Below are 18601 nucleotides of genomic sequence, written 5' to 3' on the forward strand. Positions count from 1 at the left end.
GTCGAGCCGCCGAGTGCGTCAGATTGCGGGCCGAAGCGGTTTGAACGCGGCGCGTAGCTCCGCGGAAAAAAGCTCGGGCTGCTCCCAGGCAGCAAAATGACCGCCTTTGTCGACCTCATGGAAGTAGGTGAGGTTGCGATAGGCGCGCCGGGCCCACGTCTCCGGGGCTTGATAGCTCTCGCCGGGAAAGACGGTGATGGCCACCGGGAGCGAGATCTCCGCGGTCTTCTCGGGGGCGGCGAGAGCGGGACTGCGCCCGCTGTATTCCCAGTAAAGTCGCGCCGATGAAACCGCGCTGTTTGTCAGCCAGTAGAGCGTGATGTCGTCCAGCACCTCGTCGCGGGACTTCTCGGGGTCGGTGCCATCGTAATTCCAATGCGAGAAGCCTGGATGACCGAGCATCCAGGCCGCCAGTCCCACGGGAGAATCCGTCAAGCCGTAGCCGATCGTCTGCGGCCTTGTTCCCATCATCACCGCATACGACCGGTTGCCCATCCTGGCCGCCGCGCTGAATGCGTCAAACGCCGTGCGCTCCTTCTCGGACAGGCCCGCCGGGGCAGACCCGCCGGCGGCGAGGATCGCGGCGATTTCGGGCGGCACGATCGCCGGCAAATTGATGTGAATGCCGAGCAGGCCTGCCGGCGCCAGCCGCGCCATCGCGCTGGAGACGGGCGAACCCCAGTCGCCGCCCTGGGCGACGTAATGGGTGTAACCCAGTCGCTTCATGAGTTCTGCCCAGATGCGCGCGGTGCGCTCAGGACCCCAGCCGGTATCGAGCGGCTTGCCTGAGAACCCGTAGCCAGGCATCGAGGGGATCACCACGTCGAACGCGTCTTCAGGCCGCCCGCCATGGGCCGTTGGATCCGTGAGCGGATCGATCACCTTGAGCTGCTCGAAAACCGATCCCGGCCAGCCGTGGGTGATGATGACAGGGAGCGCGTTGGGGTGCCTGGAGCGCACGTGAATGAAATGAATGTCGATCCCGTCGATAGCGGTGATGAATTGCGGAAGCCCGTTCATCCTGGCCTCGATCTTCCGCCAGTCGTACGCCGTCGCCCAATAGTGCATCAGCGGCTGGAGCTTCGCCAAGGGGATCCCCTGCGACTGATCGGAAACCGTCTCGCGGTCAGGCCATCGTGTCGCCAGCACACGACGTCGAAGCTCGACGAGATCGGCCTCGGGGACATCGATCCGGAAGGGGCGAATTGCGCTCTCGCCGGCAGCCGATGCTTTGTGCGCGGGAAACACGCTCGCGGAAATCGCTGCTGCAATTCCAAGCACGGCGGTGCTCAGAAGCGCGCGCCGATCTCTGTTAATGATGATCCCGGAATCGGATGACGAATTGGATGATACCGGCATGGGATGGCCTCCTGGCTTCGGGCGATCGGTGCCTGCGGGGCAGGACAGTCCTTCGTCTGTCCCTGCAACATGGCCTGGAAGCTCGCCAATGGCTCGTTAGGCGTTGTTAAATGCTGTGAGCTGTCGCGAACGCTCGGCGTAGCGAAGCGAGACAAGTGCAGCATGGCTGTCCATGTCCGCTCACAAGGGCAGGGCGGACCGGGATAACGGCGGCACCCGGCGGTAGCGGCGCTGGGAACCATCCCAGTCGTATTACGTTTCTGTTAGTTGTGGAGGCCCCTCATGAGTAACGAGTGGAATAGCCACCGCACCTCAGTCGTCCTTTTCGCTGCTGCGGTGATCGTCGCAATACTCGCGGCGTTCGTCACGACGCTCGATCGGGTCGACACAAGGACGGCGAGCAACGAGACGCCGCCTGGTACGATGGGCCTCGCAAGGCCGCATCCGCCACTGGACCGAGCACCAGGCCAGCCGATACTTGGCAACAATGAATTGCCGCATAGCGCGCCTGCCCGATGATCGAATTGTCCCTTGGACGGGCAGCTCGCGCGGCGGAGACGCACCATGGACCGCTCGCTATTTCTCGCCAGGCTGATGGGGCCAACATTTGTCGCGATCGCGCTCGGCATACTGATCAACCTCGGCATGTACCAAAGCATGATCGTGGAGGCGCTCCACACGGGCATCCTGTTCTATCTGTCCGGCTTGCTGTCGTTGCTTGCGGGCCTCGCGATCATCAATCTGCACAATAGATGGCAGGCGGACTGGCGCTCGATCATCACAGTAATGGGCTGGCTGATGACCCTCGGCGGCATCATGCGTATCGTCTTGCCGCAGGTCGCGGTGGCGATCGGTTCGACCGTCTACAGCGGCCGGGCCGCTACCGTCGTGGTAGCGCTGATAACTGGCGCCATAGGTGCTTTCCTCAGCTTCAATGGTTACGTCCGGCGCGCCTGAGGGCGCGGCGAACGGGACGCCCCCCGGGTGGGGCGACTAGGATCCCGAGCAGACCGCCATCGACATGATGACATCATGCCGGTGTCTTGTCCGACGAGTCAAATCTATTTCGAAAAATCAGAATTGTTTCGCGCCGGCAGCTAAGTCATTGATTCAGCTGCCCCCGGCTACTGTGCATGGGGTTGTTTTTCAGTTTTTTGTCGGAGCGACCCCACCGAAGGCGCTGCAGCGGTGGACGCGCCGTTATCCCGCCTTGGCGATGCGGCCGTCCGCCGACCCCGCGCGCAAGTTCTGGAAGAACGTCTCAACCTCGCGCGACAGCGTCTCTGCGGTCTCGGTCAGGCTGCCCGCCGCCGTCAGCACCGAGGATGCGGCGGTATCGGTCTCGCCGATGGCGTCTCGCAGCGAGGTGATGTTGGCGACCAGCGTCTCGTTGCCTTGTGCGGCGCTTTGCGCGTTGGACGAGATCTCGCGCGTGGCGGCGTCCTGCTGACCGATGGCGCCGGCGATTGCGGAGGTGACCTCGTTGATCTCGCGCACCGCGCCGCCGATCTCGCGCACGGCGTCGACCGCGTTGCGGGTCGAGGCCTGGATCATCGAGACGTTCTCGCTGATCTCGGCGGTGGCCTTGGCGGTCTGGCCGGCGAGCGCTTTCACTTCATGAGCGACCACGGCAAAGCCGCGGCCGGCGTCGCCTGCGCGGGCGGCCTCGATGGTCGCGTTGAGCGCCAGCAGGTTGGTCTGCTCGGCGATCGCCTGGATCAGATTGAGCACGCCGTCGATGCGCTGCGTGGCCGCGGCGAGGCTCTCGATCTCGGAGATCGATTTCTCGGTGCGCTGGCCGGTCTGCTCGACCGCGCCGGCGCTCTGCCGCACCTGGCGGCCGATCTCCACGACCGAGGCCGACAGCTCCTCGGCCGCGCCCGCCACCGCCGTGACGTTGTGCGAGGCCTGCTCGGTGGCGTTCGCCGCCGTGCCGGCGCGGCTAGAGGCATCCGCGGTGACGCGCGTGATGGTCTGCGCGGTCTCGCGCATGACCGAGGCGTTGTCGCTGAGGCCGCGCATGATGGCGCCGATGGCGCCGCGGAACTCCTCGACGGATTGTTCGATGTGCCGGGCGCGCTCCTCGCGCGCGGCAGCGCCCTGCGAGACCTGCGAGGCGAGGTTGCGGTTGCGGCCCATGGCCTCCTGGAAGACCTGGATCGCGCGCGCCAGCGCGCCGATCTCGTCGGCGCGGTCGGAGTGCGGCACCACGACATTCTCGGTGCCGTCGGCGACCTGCTTGATGGTCGCGGTGATCGCGGCGAGCGGCCGGGCGACCGAGCGGGCGATGATGACGATGCCAATCACGACCAGGGCCAGCGCCACGCCGCCGAGGCAGGTCAGCACGAAGGACAATTCGCGATTGGTCTCGGTCTGCTGCGCGATCTGCTTGGCGCGCTCGGCATAGACCTTGGACAGCGCCTCGAGATCCTTGTTCAGCGCCGAACGCACGGTCCGGTTGGCGTCGTTGTCGCCCCATTCGCGGCCGGCCGCCGCATTGATCTCGACGCCGCGGCGCACCAGCTCCTTGCGAAACTCGACGAACTGCTCGATGCGCTTCTTGAAGGTGGCGAACTGCTCGGCATCGTCGGCTTTGACGATGGTCTCCCAGCGCTTCACGACATCGAGGATCTGGGCGTTGAACTTGAGCAGGCCCTCGCCATATTTCTTCACCACGGCGGGCTCGGTCGACATGTAGACGCCGCGCGATTCCATCACGACCGCATAGACCAGCGAGTTGACGCGCTCGACGTTCAGCGCGGCGGCGTTCGCCGTCTCGATCGCGCTGGTCAGGTCGGCGCCGCGGCGGCTGTTGTAGTCGGACAGCATCGCGATCGCCGCCGTCAGCAGCGCGAACAGCGCGAAGATCGCATAAAGCTTGTTGGCAAGCGTGAAACGGCCGGCCAGCTTGGCGGCATTCCCAGATTCGTCTGATGTCATGGTTTTCGGAGGCCCGGAATGGCCTGCAGCGGCCGGTGAACGGGATCGTGTAGAATTGATGCAAAATTATGCAGAACGAAAATGGATGCGGCGTTAACACGGCCGTTGGCTGCCTCCGTCCTTGGTCGTAGGAAAGGCAAGTTATTTCAGCGTCTTGATCCGAAGGTAGAGTTTCAGGATAGTCTTAGGTCGGCCACCGGCCGACGCACCCCGGAGCGACCCTTGGTCTACCGCCATACCATCGACGCCACGACCCACACCTTCGCGGACCTTCGCGACCTCCTTGCCAGGGCGACGCCACCGCGCTCTGGCGACCGGCTGGCCGGGATCGCCGCCGACACCGCCGAGCAAATGATCGCGGCGCGGATGGCGCTCGCCGACGTCCCGCTCGGCCAATTCCTGCAGGAAGCCGTGATCCCCTACGAGGCCGACGAGGTCACCCGCCTCGTCATCGACAGCCATGACGCGAAGGCCTTCGCGCCGGTGGCGTCCCTGACGGTCGGCGGCTTCCGCGACTGGCTGCTGTCGGATGCGGCGACGCCGGATGTCCTGCGCAAGCTGGCGGGCGGCATCACGCCGGAGATGGCAGCTGCAGTGTCGAAGCTGATGCGCAATCAGGATCTGATTCTGGCGGCGCGGAAATGCGAGGTCACCACCGCCTTCCGCAACACCATCGGCCTGAAAGGGCGGATGAGCACGCGGCTGCAGCCCAACCATCCCTTTGACGATGCCAGGGGCATCACCGCCTCGATCCTCGACGGCATCCTGCTGGGCGCCGGCGATGCCTGCATCGGCATTAATCCCGCGAGCGACGATCCGACCGTCATCGCGCAATTGCTGCGGCTGCTCGACGAGATCATCACGCGGCTGAAGATCCCGACGCAGGCTTGCGTGCTGACCCATGTCACGACGACGCTGGCGCTGATCGGGCAGGGCGTGCCGGTCGACCTCGTCTTCCAGTCGGTCGCCGGCACCGAGGCCGCCAACCGCAGTTTTGGAGTCGACCTTGCGCTTCTGAAGGAGGCGCAGCAGGCCGGGTTGTCGCAGGGGCGCGGCACGGTCGGGCAGAACGTGATGTATTTCGAGACCGGCCAGGGCTCGGCGCTGTCGGCGGGCGCCCATCACGGCGTCGACCAGCAGACCTGCGAGGCGCGCGCCTATGCGGTCGCCCGCGCCTTTGCCCCGTTGCTGGTCAACAGCGTGGTCGGCTTCATCGGCCCGGAATATCTCTATGACGGCAAGGAAATCATCCGGGCCGGACTGGAGGATCATTTCTGCGGCAAATTGCTCGGCCTGCCGCTCGGGATCGACATCTGCTACACCAACCATGCCGAGGCGGACCAGGACGACATGGACAATCTGCTGACGCTGCTCGCCGCCGCCGGCGTCACCTTCATCATGGGCGTGCCCGGCGCCGACGACGTCATGTTGAACTACCAGTCGACGTCTTTTCACGACGCGCTCTATGTCCGTGACGTCTTCGGTCTGCGCCGCGCGCCGGAATTCGACGACTGGCTGGCGCAGGCAGGGATTACGGGCGCCGATTTCCGTCTTGCCGGCGATGCAGGCCTGCTGCCCGATTTTGCCTCGCGGCTGATCGCCTGAGGCTGGAAGCTCCCTAAGGCCTTCAGGAAACCATTGGTCCCTCTCCGAATTATGCTTGTGCCACAATATTGAGAAATTCCGGCGGCAGCGTTACGCTATGTGTCTGGCTGGCAATTTCCGCACCATCAGTCGTGGCGGGGGAGCTTAGATGCGAGCTGAAAGTAACGGAACGTCCCGGCGGATTCTCTGTGTGTTTCCGCGCTACACCTCGTCGTTCGGGACATTCGAGCATTCCTATCCCCTGACCGATGGTGTCCGCGCCTTCATGCCGCCGCAGGGGTTGTTGCTGATCTCGGCCTATCTGCCGCCGGATTGGCAGGTCAAATTCGTCGACGAGAACCTCCGCCGCACCACCAGGGAAGAGTTCGAGTGGGCGGAAGCGGTCTTCGTCAGCGGCATGCACATCCAGCGCCAGCAGATGAACGACATCTGCCGCCGCGCTCATGAATTCAATCTGCCGGTCGCGCTCGGCGGTCCCTCCGTCAGCGCCTGTCCCGACTATTATCCGTCCTTCGACTATCTCCATGTCGGTGAGCTCGGCGATGCCACCAACCAGCTGATCGAGATCCTGTCGCGCGACGCCTCGCGTCCCGAGGCCCAGGTGGTGCTGACGACCAAAGACCGCGTGCCGATGACGGAGTTTCCGATCCCGGCCTACGAGCTTGCCGACGTGAAGAAATACTTCCTCGGCAGCATCCAGTATTCCAGCGGCTGTCCCTATCAGTGCGAGTTCTGCGATATCCCTGGTCTCTATGGCCGCAACCCGCGCCTCAAGTCGCCGGAGCAGATCATCGCCGAGCTCGACCGCCTGCGCGAATGCGGCATGACCGACACGGTCTATTTCGTCGACGACAATTTCATTGGCAATCGCAAGGCGGCGATGGACCTGCTGCCGCATCTGATCGAATGGCAGAAGCGGACCGGCTACGTGGTGCGGCTCGCCTGCGAGGCGACGCTCAACATCGCCAAGCGGCCCGAAATCCTCGAGAAGATGCGCGAGGCCTATTTCATCACCATCTTCTGCGGCATCGAGACGCCCGATCCCGACGCGCTGAAGGCGATGCAGAAGGACCACAACATGATGGTCCCGATTCTGGAGGGCGTGCGCACCATCAACTCCTACGGCATGGAGGTCGTCTCCGGCATCATCATGGGGCTCGACACCGACAAGCCGAATACGTCTGAGGCGCTGCTTGGCTTCGTCGAGGAGTCCCGGATTCCGCTGCTGACGATCAACCTGCTTCAGGCGCTGCCGAAGACGCCGCTGTGGGACCGGCTGGAGCGCGAGGGGCGCCTGATCGAGGACGACGGCCGCGATTCCAACGTCGACTTCCTGCTGCCCTATGATGACGTCGTCGCGTCCTGGAAGCACGCCATGGCGGTCGCGTATGCGCCCGAGAAGGTCTACGCGCGCTTCCAGTATCAATGCGACCACGTTTATGTTCACCGCCTCAAGGTGCCGACCCCGGATGAGATGAAGACCTGGGCCAACATCAGGCGTGGCCTCGTCATGCTGCGCAACATCTTCTGGAAGGTCGGCGTGCTCGGCGACTACAAGCGCGTGTTCTGGAAGTTTGCGGTGGGGCGCCTCAAGCGCGGCGATATCGAAGGCCTGATCGGATGCACCCTGATCGCGCACCACCTCATCACCTTTGCGCGCGCGGCCTCCAGCGGCAGGCAGAACGCCTCGAACTATTCGATCCGGCTGCGCGAGGCCGCCGTTCCCGCCGAATGATGCGACATGTCTGATCCGGCCCTGCCGCGCCGTCCGACCCTCGATCTGCGGGCGTTCACGCCCGCGCGCGTGGCACTCGGCCGCAGCGGCGCGAGCGTGCCGACCAAGGCGCTGCTCGATTTCACGCTCGATCATGCCCGCGCCCGCGATGCCGTGCATGCCGCCTTCGATGCGCCGCGTCTGGCCGCCGATCTCGGCGCGCTGGGCCTTGCCGTCACGGAGGTGAGGAGCCAGGCGGTCGACCGCAAAGACTATCTGCTGCGGCCGGATCTGGGACGACGACTCGACCCCAGTTCAGCCGAGGTCTTGGCACGAGCGGCCTCGGCGCCGTGCCGGCTTGCGCTCGTGATCGGCGACGGCCTGTCCGCGGCGGCGGTGCACGCCCATGCGGTGGGGCTGGTGGGGCGCCTGCTGCCGCTGCTCGCGGAAGAGGACGACGTCGCGGTCGGCCATGTCGTCGTCGCCTCAGGCGCGCGCGTCGCGCTCGGCGACGAGATCGGCGCCATTCTCGGCGCGCGCATGGCCCTGATGCTGATCGGTGAGCGGCCGGGCCTGTCGGCGCCCGATAGCCTCGGCGCCTATCTGACCTTTGCGCCGAAGCCCGGCCGCACCGACGCCGAGCGAAATTGCGTGTCGAATATCCACTACGCTGGGTTGAGTTACGACGAGGCCGCCTTCAAGATCGCCTGGCTCGTCCGTGAGGGGCTTGACCGGCAGGTCACCGGTGTGGCGCTGAAGGACGAGAGCGCAGACCGCGCGCCGCGTCGAATTGGCACATCTTCGCCGGGATGACCTGTGGTCAGGCCCCGAAATCGCCGCATCTTGATCGATTTGCCCACACTTCGCCTGCTTGCGAGAAGGGTGATTGACCTGCTAAACCCCGGGCGGCGATTTTCCGCGCATTTTCAAAGGGCAAGCCTCCCATTGGTATGGCGTTTTCAAGCCGTTCGCGGGGCGCAATAAGCTCTCAGACCGAGCCGATTTAGGAACTGGATAAGGCATGCTCGAAAAGCACAGCGAGAATGAGGTTCATGTCGACAAGGTCGAGCAGGGACCTACGTCCTCGATCGCCTTCGGGCTGGAGCGCATCGGGCTGATCGCCGTCCGGGCGCCGATCGTCTCCTGCATCGTCCTGCTCGTCCTGATCGTCGGCGCCGTGTTCGGCATCCACCGGATCAAGATCGACGATTCGCTGTCGCAGCTGTTTCGCTCCGACAGTCGCGAATTCCACCAATATGAAGAGGTGACCAAGAAGTTCCCGGCCGAGGAATTCGACGTCCTCGTCGTGGTCGAGGGCAAGAACCTGCTGGCCCGGAACAATCTGGAGAAGCTGCGCGACTTCATCACCGACCTGCAGCTGGTCGAAGGCACGCGCGGGCTGGTCTCGCTGTTCTCGGCACGCCAGGCGCCGGCGCCGGGCAAGCTGCCGGCGGCGCTGTTCCCGGCCGAGCTGCCCGAAGGCGCCGACTACGACAAGTTCATCGAGACCGTCAAAAACAACGAGATCATTCGCGGCAAGCTGTTGTCGGAAGACGGCACGCTGGCGCTCGTCGTGCTGTCGCTCGATCCGGAGGTGGTGGCGTCCAGCAAGCTGACCAAGACCGTCGGCGACATCCGCGCGCTGATGAAGGAGGATCTCAGCGATACCGGTCTCAACGTGCAGCTCTCCGGCGTGCCGGTGATGCAGCTCGAGATCCGCAACGCCGTCGAGCGCGACGGGCTGACCTACAACATCCTCGGCATCCTCGCCGGCTGCATCATCGCCATCATCTTCTTCCGCAAGATCTCGTTCATGGTCGCTGCGGCGTTCCCGCCGATGATCGCGATCCTCTTGGCGCTCGGCGCGCTCGGCTGGGCCAATTTCAATCTCAACATGTTCCTGAACGTGATGACGCCGCTCATCATGGTCATCAGCTTCTCGGACTCGATGCAGCTCACCTTCGCCGCGCGCGACCGGCTGATCGCGGGCCAGGACAAGTTCACCGCGTTCAAGAACGCGGTGCTGGTGGTGGGCCCGGCTTGCGTGCTGACGCACGGCACCGCCGGCATTTCCTTCATCGCGCTGCAGTTCTCCAACTCCGACCTGATCCGCAAGTTCGGCGAGGCGGGCCTCGCCGCCACCATCATCGCGCTGGTTGCGGTGCTTTCGCTGGTGCCGGTGTTCGGCGTGCTGCTCGTGCGCAACGAGAAGACGTTCGCGGTCAAATTCCAGAGCGCAGATGCCGGCGTCCAGGCGCTGCGCAATTTCTGCTACTGGATCGCGGTGCGGATGGTGGGCCGGCCCGGCCTGTTCAGCCTGATCGCGGTGCTGTTCGTCGGCGGCCTCGGCGTCATCTACGCCAATCTGGAGCCGCGTTACCGGCTTGCCGACCAGGTGCCCGACAAGCGTCAGGCGGTCGCTGCCAGCAACCGGCTCGATGCCAAGCTCACCGGCGCCAACCCGGTCAATGTGCTGATCCAGTTCCCCAAGGGTGAATCGCTCTATTCGCCGGAGACTCTGCAGACCATCGCGGACGTGCATGCGACCGTGGAGAAGGCGGCCGGTGTCGGCAATGTCTGGTCGGTCGAGACCCTGCGCCGCTGGCTTGCGGAAAAGGCCGGCAGCGCCGACGTCGCCACGCTGAAGGAATATGTCAGCGTCATTCCCGAGCATCTGGTGCGGCGCTTCATCGATGCCGAGCAGGACGCGGTGGTGGTCGCCGGCCGCGTGCCGGACAAGGATTCCAGCCAGCTTCTGCCGATCGTCGACAAGCTCGATGCCGAGCTCGACGCCGTCCGCAAGAAGCACCCGGGCTACGAGGTCGCGGTGACCGGCCTTGCCGCGATCGCCGCGCGCAACTCGGCCAGCATGATCGAGAAGCTGAACCGCGGGCTCACCGTCGAATTCGCGCTGGTCGCGATCTTCATCGGCCTCGCGTTCCGCTCCTGGGTGGTGATGTTCGCCTGCATCCTGCCGGGCATCTTCCCGGTGGTGATGTCGGGAACGGTGCTGTGGGCGATGGGCGAGGGCCTGCAATTCGCCAGCGTCGTCGCGCTTACCGTCTCGTTCGGGCTCGGCCTCAGCGCCACCATCCACTTCCTCAACCGCCTCCGGCTCGAGAGCAAGCCGGGCGTCGGCTCGGCGCTCGCGGTGGAGCGGGCGACGGTGCTGGTCGGCCCGGCGCTGATCCTGACCACGGTGGTGCTGGCCTGCGGCCTCGTCGTCACCGTGTTCTCCGATCTGCCGTCGCTCCGGCTGTTCGGCTGGCTCAGCGCCTTCTCGATGGTGATGGCGCTGGTCGCCGACCTCTTCATCCTGCGGCCGACTGCGATGTGGCTGATCAATCTGCACGCCAAGCTGCAAGGGACCGACAAGCCGGCGATCTGAGCGGTTTCATCCATCGGACATGGAATCGGCGCAGCCTGGACGACTGCGCCGGTGTTCCGGCCGAGGATGCGGCCAATGCGGTACGACAGTTCAATCGTGCAGTTTCAGCAGAAGCGAGGCGGCGATTCCGCTGCGTTCTTCATCCCGTTCCTGACGCCGGACATGATCCTGCTCGACGCCGGTTGCGGGCCCGGGACCATCACGGCGGCGCTCGCGGGCTTTGTCGGAAGGGCGGTCGGAGTCGATATCGCGCCGAAGGCGATCGCGGCCGCCAACGAGCTCGCGGTCAAGGCGGGTTCGACCAATCTGGCCTTTGTCGAAGCCGACATGACTGCGCTTCCGTTCGAGGATGGATCGTTCGACGCCGTGTTCTTTCACGCGGTGCTCTACCATCAGAGCCGGTCGACACTGATGCGGACGCTGGCGGAAGCGCGGCGGGTGCTGAAGCCGGGTGGCTTCGTCGCAACGCGCGATGCCGATGCCGGCGGCAACATTCTTCACCCCGAAATCGACGGCGTGCACCTCGCGCTGGACCTCTGGCAACGCTGGTACGAGCACGTTGAGCCGGGGCGCTCTTCTTCGGCCGTCGGCAGAGTTCGATTCTTCGCGCCCACGGCTTCACGCCGGTCTGGGCCGGCGCCAGCTATGTCAACCACAGTGCCGATGCCGTCAGCCGCAGCGAAGCTGTTGCCGATGCGCGGCGGAGCCTGCTTAGCCTGGGGCCGCAACTCGTCCGCAAGGGGCTCGCGACGGATGACGAAATTCAGGCGGCGCTAGCCGGCTGGGACGCGTGGGGAGAGGACCCAGACTCGATCTATTTCAGGTGCCGATGCGAATGCGTCGCCAGGCCGATTTGATCCTGGACTGATCGCGTCGATCGCGGCCGGCAGAAGCTGACGTCCGCCCAGTGCAACCGCAAAGTCTGATGGAACACGCAGACTTTCCCAGTGCTGATGAACTTTTGCGGCTCCATCTTGTTCAACTGCAAGCTGCGGGGAGCTGGTCCGCATCGCTGCCGATGCAGCAGGTGGACGTGCGAACCAACAACGCGCTGAGGAACCATATCGATGGCGCGCTTCAGCTCTGAGGATGGGCGACATGCGCGCTGAGCCGGCCCATGAGGCGGCGTCTGGAGGTGGCGTCGACAGCGTCGAGGCGCCGAATTGGGCGGAGGTCGCCCTCGTGACCGCAACGGTGGGCGTGTTCGCGGTCGCGGTCGGCCTGTCGTCGCCGCTGCTCGCTCTCGTTCTCAAGAGCGAGCAATTCAGCGGCCTTCTGATCGGCACCAACGCCGCGATGATGCCGATCGGGCTTTTGAGCTCCGCGCTTTGCGTGCCGCGTCTCGTGCAGGGAACGGGTGCCTACAAGGCTGCCGTCGGGCTTGCCCTGATCGCGGCCGCAGCACTCGCCCTGATGATGGTCTTTCGCACGCTATGGATCTGGTTTCCGGCGCGGTTCGTGCTTGGTCTCGCCATCGGCGGCTTCTACATCGTCAACAAGGCGTGGTTGAACGAGATCGCCGTGCCGGTCTATCGCGGCCGCGTCATGGGACTCTATGCGGCCGTGCTGGCCGCCGGTTTCTCGCTTGGGCCCTTCGCGCTTGCGCTCACGGGCTCCTCGGGGTGGCGGCCATTCGCGGTCGGCATATTGGCCCTGCTCGCCGCTGCGCTGATCACGGCCATCTTCGCGACGCGGCTGCCCAGCTTTTCCGTCAAGGAGCGCACGCCGATCACGAGCTTCATTCCGTGCGCGCCCGTGCTTCTCGCGGCGGTCGCGACTTTTGCCCTGTTCGATCATGCCACGCTGAGCTTTCTGCCGGCCTTCGGGATGAGGAACGGATATTCCGAGCAGGCGATGGCCATCGGCCTTGCCTTGCTCAATGGTGGCAACGTGTTCCTGCAAGTGCCGGTCGGTTGGCTTGCAGACCGGTGTCCGCGGCGGCTCGTGCTCCTGGGGTGTGCAGCCGCGACCGCAGCCGGCGCTGTCCTGCTCGCCATTGCCGTCCAGCAGGGACTGCTCATGCTGTTCATACTGCTGTTCGTCTGGGGCGCGTGCGCATACGGCGTCACCACCGTCGCGCTTGCCGAACTGGGCGATCGTTTCGGCGGGCCGACCCTACTGGCGGGCAGCGCAGCCTTTACGCTCGCCAGCGGCATCGGCGGAATGTTGGGCGGCCCGCTCACCGGCGCTGCCGTCGACACTGCCGGCGACAGCGGCCTGATCCTGGTCCTGGCGGGCGCCTACGGACTGCTCGGGCTGCTGGTCGCTGTTGTCCCGCTCACGCGTCGATCCGAACGATCCCGTACGGATTGAACTTGAAATCGCTCTCGGCGTAGTCCTGCTCGTGCGACAGCATGAGCTTGCGATCGCGCAGCGTTGCATCGATCCCGCGCTCGGCCATGGCGTTGGCGATCTCCTCCATCAGCATCACCGCGGACCATTCGTTGCCGCGCGATTTCGCGACATAGACCTCCGGCAGGCCGACGAGGTGATAGCCGACGCTCTCAAAGTAGCGATCGCCGGCGAGCGGGCGCTTGGCGAAGGCGAGGCGACAGGCCTTGGCGACGGCGGGCGTCATGCGAAGGCCTTGGTCCGTCTTCGCGCCGTTGCGCGCCTGATCGGCGAGGCTGCGCCAGCGCGCGACGCCGTGTGCGACGCCGGCGCTTTCGCCCTTTGCGGCAACCGCGCCCGCGTCGAACATCTCGTCCACGATCTGCAGCGCTGCGGCCGAACCGGCAGCGGTCTTCTCCTGATCCATCCGCGGGCTCAGCACGTAGAGCACCGCCTTGTGATTGGCGACCGCCGCCTCGTCCGCCGCGGACCATGCCTTCGGAAAGACGCGGTCCCAGCACACCCCGAACGACCGCTCCATGTGCGGATCGGGTTTTGCCTGCGAATAGCTGCGGTCGATCTCGAAGCCGAAATCGGCGATGGTTTTGGCCACCGCCTTCGGCGGTCGCAGCAGGCTGTCGTTCCTGCCGAGGAAGCAGAGCACGTGACGCGGCTTCACGGACGAAGGCTGCATGTTCGCTCCCTGCTGATCATTGGCGAAAGCGCGAGAGGCCACGAAGAGCCCGGCGGCCTTGAGCAGATGCCTGCGTATCGGGTCCATCTCGGCAAGTCCGTTCCGGGTGAGTTCATGTCAGCAAAAAGCCCCCGGCTCGCGAGAACCGGGGGCCATGATTCCATTGAAGCCGGACGAAATCAGCTCCTCGTCATGGTGATGTTGACGCCGCGGATCTCGCCCTTGGAAGAGATCTGCACCGTCTGCTTGGTGCCGTTGGTGCGCAGTGACAGATTGGCGGCGAAGCCGTTGGCCTCGACGAACACGTCGATCTGGCCGCCGCCGGCGGTGCCCTGGAGGTTGCCGAAGATGTTGCGGCTGGACTCGCTCCAGTTTCCGGAGATGCGCTCGCCCTGGCTCGTCACGTCGCTGGTGAGGTCGAACTTGTAGCTGTCGGACGCGCAGTGCAGAGCCTGCTTCAAATTGAGGCCGCTGCCGGCGACCTTGTAGTCGGCCTTGCAGCGAATGCGCTCGGTGGAGCCGTCGGACAGCGACACCGTGCCGGTGCCGGTCCACGCGCCGTCGAAACCGGCAAAGGGGCCGGACGACTGAGCGTGGCCTGCCGAAACCGAGAAGAGCAGCGCCGCTCCGATGCCGGCCGCCTTGATTGCCAGTCCAGATCGCCCAAAGAATTTCATCTCAAATATCCCGTTTTGGAACGACGCCCGCTTACGCGCGATAACGTCTCGCCACATCGAAAGTTTAGTGCTCCGAGCCAGTGTCAGGTTCAAAGCCCGGCCGCCAGAGATGGCGGTTCACGACGCCTCTCGCCAGTCCTGGACCGGTCGATTTGCCCTGTTTCTGCGTGTTTCCAGCGGGAAAGGCGGGGCGGACAGATGCAGCTCTGCAACAGGTATGCAGTAAAACGCAGTGCTCCCGAATTATGACGTAGTATCAATCTCTTACATCTGCCAATGAAGGCGCAGGGAAGACCTGATTTGGTGGGCGTGGCGCCAATTTGGCCGCATTTGCCAGTGCTTGTGCCTTCTCTGAGGCCGCACCTCCCGCGGCGACATGCCATCAGAACAATCCGTTCCGGTCGTCCGCCCTGTGCAGTCCGGGTCCGGTGCGATTCTGCCGTCAGAATGAAGGAATACAATGCGTAAGCTTCTCGTCGCTCTCACCCTGCTGTCGGCTTCTGTTTCGACGGCGGCGTTCGCCCAGCAGGGCCGTGGCACGGACGCCGAGCAGAAGGCCTGCACGCGCGACGTGCAGAAGTTCTGCCGTCCGGTCATCGACCAGGGCGATTTCACCATCCTGGCCTGCCTCAAGGAGAACCGGGCCAAGATCTCCCAGGCCTGCGACCAGGTCCTGAAGACCCACAACCAATAAGCTCGGCCACTGGCCTACAAAAGGCGACCTTTGGGCCGCCTTTTCGGGCCCGATCCGCAAGGGGCAGCCATCGAGAGACAGGATTGGTTTTGCGGCCGTATTCCCCTATATGGGGGCCGCGGCGGATCGCCGGCATGAGCCCGCGCGAGCGAAGAAGCCCTTCCTGTCCAAACGATTGTAAACCAGCCCTCGATGACCTCTGCGAGCGAATTGCGATCCGGTAAGGGTGACCGCGACGAGAATTTTCCCGTCGCGTCCTGGATCATTCATCCGCGTCATCGCGCCCTGATCCTGGCGTATTACAATTTCGTTCGCACCGCCGACGACATTGCCGATCACGCGACCCTGCCGCCCGACCAGAAGCTCGCTTATCTCGACCTGCTCGAGGCGGAGCTGCTCGGCAAGGGCGACACCCAGGCTGAGGCCGTCATCCTGCGCCGTGCACTGGCCGAGCGCGGCATGGCGCCGCGCCATGCGCTCGACGTGCTCATCGCGTTCCGCATGGACGTGACCAAGCTGCGTTACGAGAACTGGGACGAGGTCATCCACTATTGCCGTTACTCGGCGATGCCGGTCGGCCGCTTCATGCTCGATGTCCACGGCGAGAGCACCTCGACCTGGGCCGCATCGGATGCGCTCTGCGCAGGCTTGCAGATCAACAATCACCTTCAGGATTGCGGCAAGGATTTCCGCGAGCTCAACCGCGTCTATCTGCCGCGCGATGCGCTGGCAGCACACGGTGCCTCCGTCGAGCAGCTCGGGCTGACACAGTCGCCGCCGGCGATGCTGGCCTGCCTGCAGGCGCTTGCGTCGCGCAACGAAGCGCTGCTCGACGAGGGCAGGTCGCTGGCTGCGGAGATCCGGGATTTCCGTCTCGGCGTCGACGTGGCGGTGATCCAGGCCTATGCCGACCGTATCGTGCGCCTCTTGAAGGTGCGCGATCCCCTGCGCGAGCGGGTGCACCTGAACAAGTTCGAACTGCTCATCTTCAGCCTTGCTGGAATGATCGGCGAGGCCGGCCGCCGCGCAATCGGACGCAAGGCCATTTCCAGACCGGGGACTGCACATGACGCTTGAGGCGACCTCGCCCGGCGCCAATTATGGCTCGACCGCATCCGGCAGCTCGTTCTACGCCGCGATGCGCATCCTGCCGCATGACCAGCGCGAAGCGATGTTCCAGATCTACAGCTTCTGCCGCCAGGTCGACGACATCGCCGATTCCGACGGCCCTCGCGCGGAGCGGCTCGCCGCGCTTCAGCAATGGCGCAACGACATCGACGCGCTCTATCAGGGCAATCCGCCGCCGCGGCTGAAGGACTACGTCGGCTCGGTGAAGACCTTCGGCCTCAAGCGCGAGGATTTCCTCGCCATCGTCGACGGCATGGAGATGGACGTGCCGCAGGACATCCGCGCGCCCGACATGGCGACGCTGGATCTGTATTGCGATCGCGTCGCCAGCGCGGTGGGACGGCTGTCGGTGCGGGTGTTCGGCCTGCCCGAGGAGGACGGCATCCAGCTCGCCTATCATCTGGGCCGCGCGCTCCAGCTCACCAATATCCTGCGCGACATCGACGAAGACGCTGGCCTTGGCCGGCTCTATCTGCCGCGAGAGGCGCTGCTGCATGCCGGCATCACCTCCGACGATCCGAACCGCGTCATCGCCGAGCGCGCGCTGCCGAAGGTCTGCCTGCCGCTGACGCAGCGTGCGAAGGCGCATTTCGAGAAGTCGGACGAGATCATGAACCGCAACAAGCGCCGCACGGTGCGCGCGCCGCGGATCATGTCGAAGTACTATCATTCCATTCTGGATCTCCTGATTGCGCGCGGCTTCAACGCGCCGCGCCAGCCGGTGCGTGTGTCAAAGGTCACACGTATCCTGATCCTGCTCCGCTACGCTTTCATCTGATGCAAAAGACAGCACATATCATCGGCGCCGGGATTTCCGGCCTTTCCGCCGCCGTGCGGCTCGCCAATGCCAGCTTCAAGGTCGCCGTGCACGAGGCGACGCAGCAGGCCGGCGGCCGTTGCCGTTCCTATTTCGACGGCGCCACCAATCTCACCATCGACAACGGCAACCATCTGCTGCTGTCGGGCAACAGCCACGCGCGCGCCTATGCGCGTTCGATCGGCACCGAGGCGGGCCTCGTCGGTCCTGAAACCGCGCAGTTTCCCTTCGTCGACGTCAAGACCGGGCAGCGCTGGCAGATCGATCTCGGCAATGGTCGTCTGCCCACCTGGGTGCTCGACGAAGGCCGCCGCGTGCCCGACACGGGCCTCACCGATTATCTGAAGCTGGCGCCGCTGATCTGGGCGTCGGAAGACACGTTGGTCGGCAAATCCATTCCTTGCGAAGGCGTGCTCTATCAGCGTCTGGTGCAGCCGCTGCTGCTCGCGGCGCTCAACGTCGATCCGCCCGAGGGCTCGGCTGGCCTCGCCGGCGCCATCGTGCGCGAGACGCTGCTTGCCGGCGGACAGGCCTGCCGTCCCCTGATCGCGCGCGACGGCCTCAGCGCCGTTCTGATCGAGCCGGCCGTGAAGTTCCTGCAGGACCGTGGCCATACCGTGCAGCTCGGCCATGAGCTGCGCTCCTTCACGACCACCGACGGCAGGGCCAGCGCGCTGAATTTCGGCGGCGAGGATGTCGTTCAGATCGGGGAGGGCGATGTCGTCGTGATGGCGGTGCCGCCGCGCGCTGCTGCGAGCCTGCTGCCGGGCGTGAAGACGCCGACCGAATTCCGCGCCATCGTGAACGCGCATTTCCGGATCACACCGCCGCCGGGTTCGGCGCCGATTCTGGGCGTGATCGGCGGCGTCGTGGAATGGCTGTTCGCGTTCCCGAACCGGCTGTCCGTCACCATCAGCAACGGTGACCGGCTGGTCGACATGCCGCGCGAGGAACTCGCGCAGGCGATCTGGAACGACGTCTGCAAGGCCGGCGGGGTATCCGGCGAATTGCCCCCCTGGCAGATCGTGCGCGAGCGTCGTGCCACATTTGCGGCGACGCCGGCGCAGAATGCCCTGCGTCCGGGGCCGGTCACTGCGCTGAAAAACCTGTTCCTCGCGGGGGATTGGACTGCTACGGGATTGCCTGCAACCATCGAGGGATCGGTTCGATCCGGTGATCGCGCCGCCGATCTGGTTCTCGCCGCCAAAGGATCCTGAAAGGCGGCCCTGACGGGCAGACGTCCCGGCCAATTTC

16 protein-coding genes are annotated in these 18601 nt (G+C 64.9%); 12 read left to right on the top strand and 4 right to left on the bottom strand.

The window, feature by feature from the left end:
• Positions 1-18: 18 nt before the first annotated feature.
• Complete coding sequence (locus A3AS_RS0100725; protein WP_018315683.1) at positions 19-1359, bottom strand: epoxide hydrolase family protein; 1341 nt, start codon at positions 1357-1359, stop codon at positions 19-21.
• Positions 1360-1923: 564 nt separating this feature from the next.
• On the opposite strand from A3AS_RS0100725, the gene A3AS_RS0100730 reads away from it, so the two are divergent.
• Complete coding sequence (locus A3AS_RS0100730; RefSeq protein WP_018315684.1) at positions 1924-2316, top strand: hypothetical protein; 393 nt, start codon at positions 1924-1926, stop codon at positions 2314-2316.
• A 243-nt stretch (positions 2317-2559) separates the two neighbouring features.
• On the opposite strand, the gene A3AS_RS0100735 is transcribed toward A3AS_RS0100730, so the two are convergent.
• Positions 2560-4299, bottom strand: a complete 1740-nt coding sequence (locus A3AS_RS0100735; protein ID WP_018315685.1) for a methyl-accepting chemotaxis protein — start codon at positions 4297-4299, stop codon at positions 2560-2562.
• A gap of 222 nt (positions 4300-4521) precedes the next feature.
• On the opposite strand from A3AS_RS0100735, the gene A3AS_RS0100740 reads away from it, so the two are divergent.
• From A3AS_RS0100740 to A3AS_RS43170, 7 genes are all read left to right on the top strand, one after another.
• On the top strand, positions 4522-5904 hold the full coding sequence (locus A3AS_RS0100740) for an ethanolamine ammonia-lyase subunit EutB (RefSeq protein ID WP_018315686.1): 1383 nt from the start codon (positions 4522-4524) through the stop codon (positions 5902-5904).
• Between the two features lie 148 nt (positions 5905-6052).
• Complete coding sequence (locus A3AS_RS0100745) at positions 6053-7639, top strand: B12-binding domain-containing radical SAM protein (RefSeq protein WP_026201538.1); 1587 nt, start codon at positions 6053-6055, stop codon at positions 7637-7639.
• A gap of 6 nt (positions 7640-7645) precedes the next feature.
• On the top strand, positions 7646-8431 hold the full coding sequence (gene eutC / locus A3AS_RS0100750) for an ethanolamine ammonia-lyase subunit EutC (RefSeq protein ID WP_018315687.1): 786 nt from the start codon (positions 7646-7648) through the stop codon (positions 8429-8431).
• Between the two features lie 208 nt (positions 8432-8639).
• Complete coding sequence (locus A3AS_RS0100755; RefSeq protein ID WP_018315688.1) at positions 8640-11006, top strand: RND family transporter; 2367 nt, start codon at positions 8640-8642, stop codon at positions 11004-11006.
• A gap of 75 nt (positions 11007-11081) precedes the next feature.
• Positions 11082-11783: a class I SAM-dependent methyltransferase gene (locus A3AS_RS43165; RefSeq protein WP_049814752.1), complete on the top strand. Its 702-nt coding sequence runs from the start codon at positions 11082-11084 to the stop codon at positions 11781-11783.
• Positions 11784-11931: 148 nt separating this feature from the next.
• A complete protein-coding gene (locus A3AS_RS0100765; protein WP_157644186.1) occupies positions 11932-12093 on the top strand; it encodes a hypothetical protein in 162 nt (53 codons plus the stop codon).
• An 11-nt stretch (positions 12094-12104) separates the two neighbouring features.
• Complete coding sequence (locus tag A3AS_RS43170; protein ID WP_157644187.1) at positions 12105-13319, top strand: MFS transporter; 1215 nt, start codon at positions 12105-12107, stop codon at positions 13317-13319.
• On the opposite strand, the gene A3AS_RS0100775 is transcribed toward A3AS_RS43170, so the two are convergent.
• Both A3AS_RS0100775 and A3AS_RS0100780 read right to left on the bottom strand, forming a co-directional pair.
• Positions 13285-14118 (bottom strand): hypothetical protein, encoded by an 834-nt coding sequence (locus A3AS_RS0100775; RefSeq protein ID WP_018315691.1) that lies wholly within the window; start codon positions 14116-14118, stop codon positions 13285-13287. The two genes, A3AS_RS43170 and A3AS_RS0100775, sit on opposite strands and share 35 nt — an antisense overlap.
• Positions 14119-14210: 92 nt before the next feature.
• The gene (locus tag A3AS_RS0100780) at positions 14211-14708 is read right to left on the bottom strand and encodes a hypothetical protein (RefSeq protein ID WP_018315692.1); all 498 of its coding nucleotides are present in this window, start codon (positions 14706-14708) and stop codon (positions 14211-14213) included.
• 460 nt (positions 14709-15168) lie between these two features.
• On the opposite strand from A3AS_RS0100780, the gene A3AS_RS46975 reads away from it, so the two are divergent.
• From A3AS_RS46975 to hpnE, 4 genes are all read left to right on the top strand, one after another.
• A complete protein-coding gene (locus tag A3AS_RS46975) occupies positions 15169-15402 on the top strand; it encodes a hypothetical protein (RefSeq protein ID WP_018315694.1) in 234 nt (77 codons plus the stop codon).
• A gap of 192 nt (positions 15403-15594) precedes the next feature.
• Positions 15595-16479 carry a squalene synthase HpnC gene (gene hpnC / locus A3AS_RS0100790; RefSeq protein WP_018315695.1) on the top strand — a complete coding sequence of 295 codons (885 nt, stop codon included), beginning with the start codon at positions 15595-15597 and terminating at the stop codon, positions 16477-16479.
• Positions 16469-17308: a presqualene diphosphate synthase HpnD gene (hpnD, locus tag A3AS_RS0100795; RefSeq protein WP_018315696.1), complete on the top strand. Its 840-nt coding sequence runs from the start codon at positions 16469-16471 to the stop codon at positions 17306-17308. The genes hpnC and hpnD overlap by 11 nt, the downstream gene beginning before the upstream one ends.
• The gene (gene hpnE, locus A3AS_RS0100800) at positions 17308-18564 is read left to right on the top strand and encodes a hydroxysqualene dehydroxylase HpnE (RefSeq protein WP_018315697.1); all 1257 of its coding nucleotides are present in this window, start codon (positions 17308-17310) and stop codon (positions 18562-18564) included. Before hpnD ends, hpnE begins: the two co-directional genes overlap by 1 nt.
• The last annotated feature ends 37 nt before the right edge of the window (positions 18565-18601 follow it).

This window comes from Bradyrhizobium sp. WSM2793 (genome assembly GCF_000379585.1).
Lineage (GTDB): Bacteria > Pseudomonadota > Alphaproteobacteria > Rhizobiales > Xanthobacteraceae > Bradyrhizobium.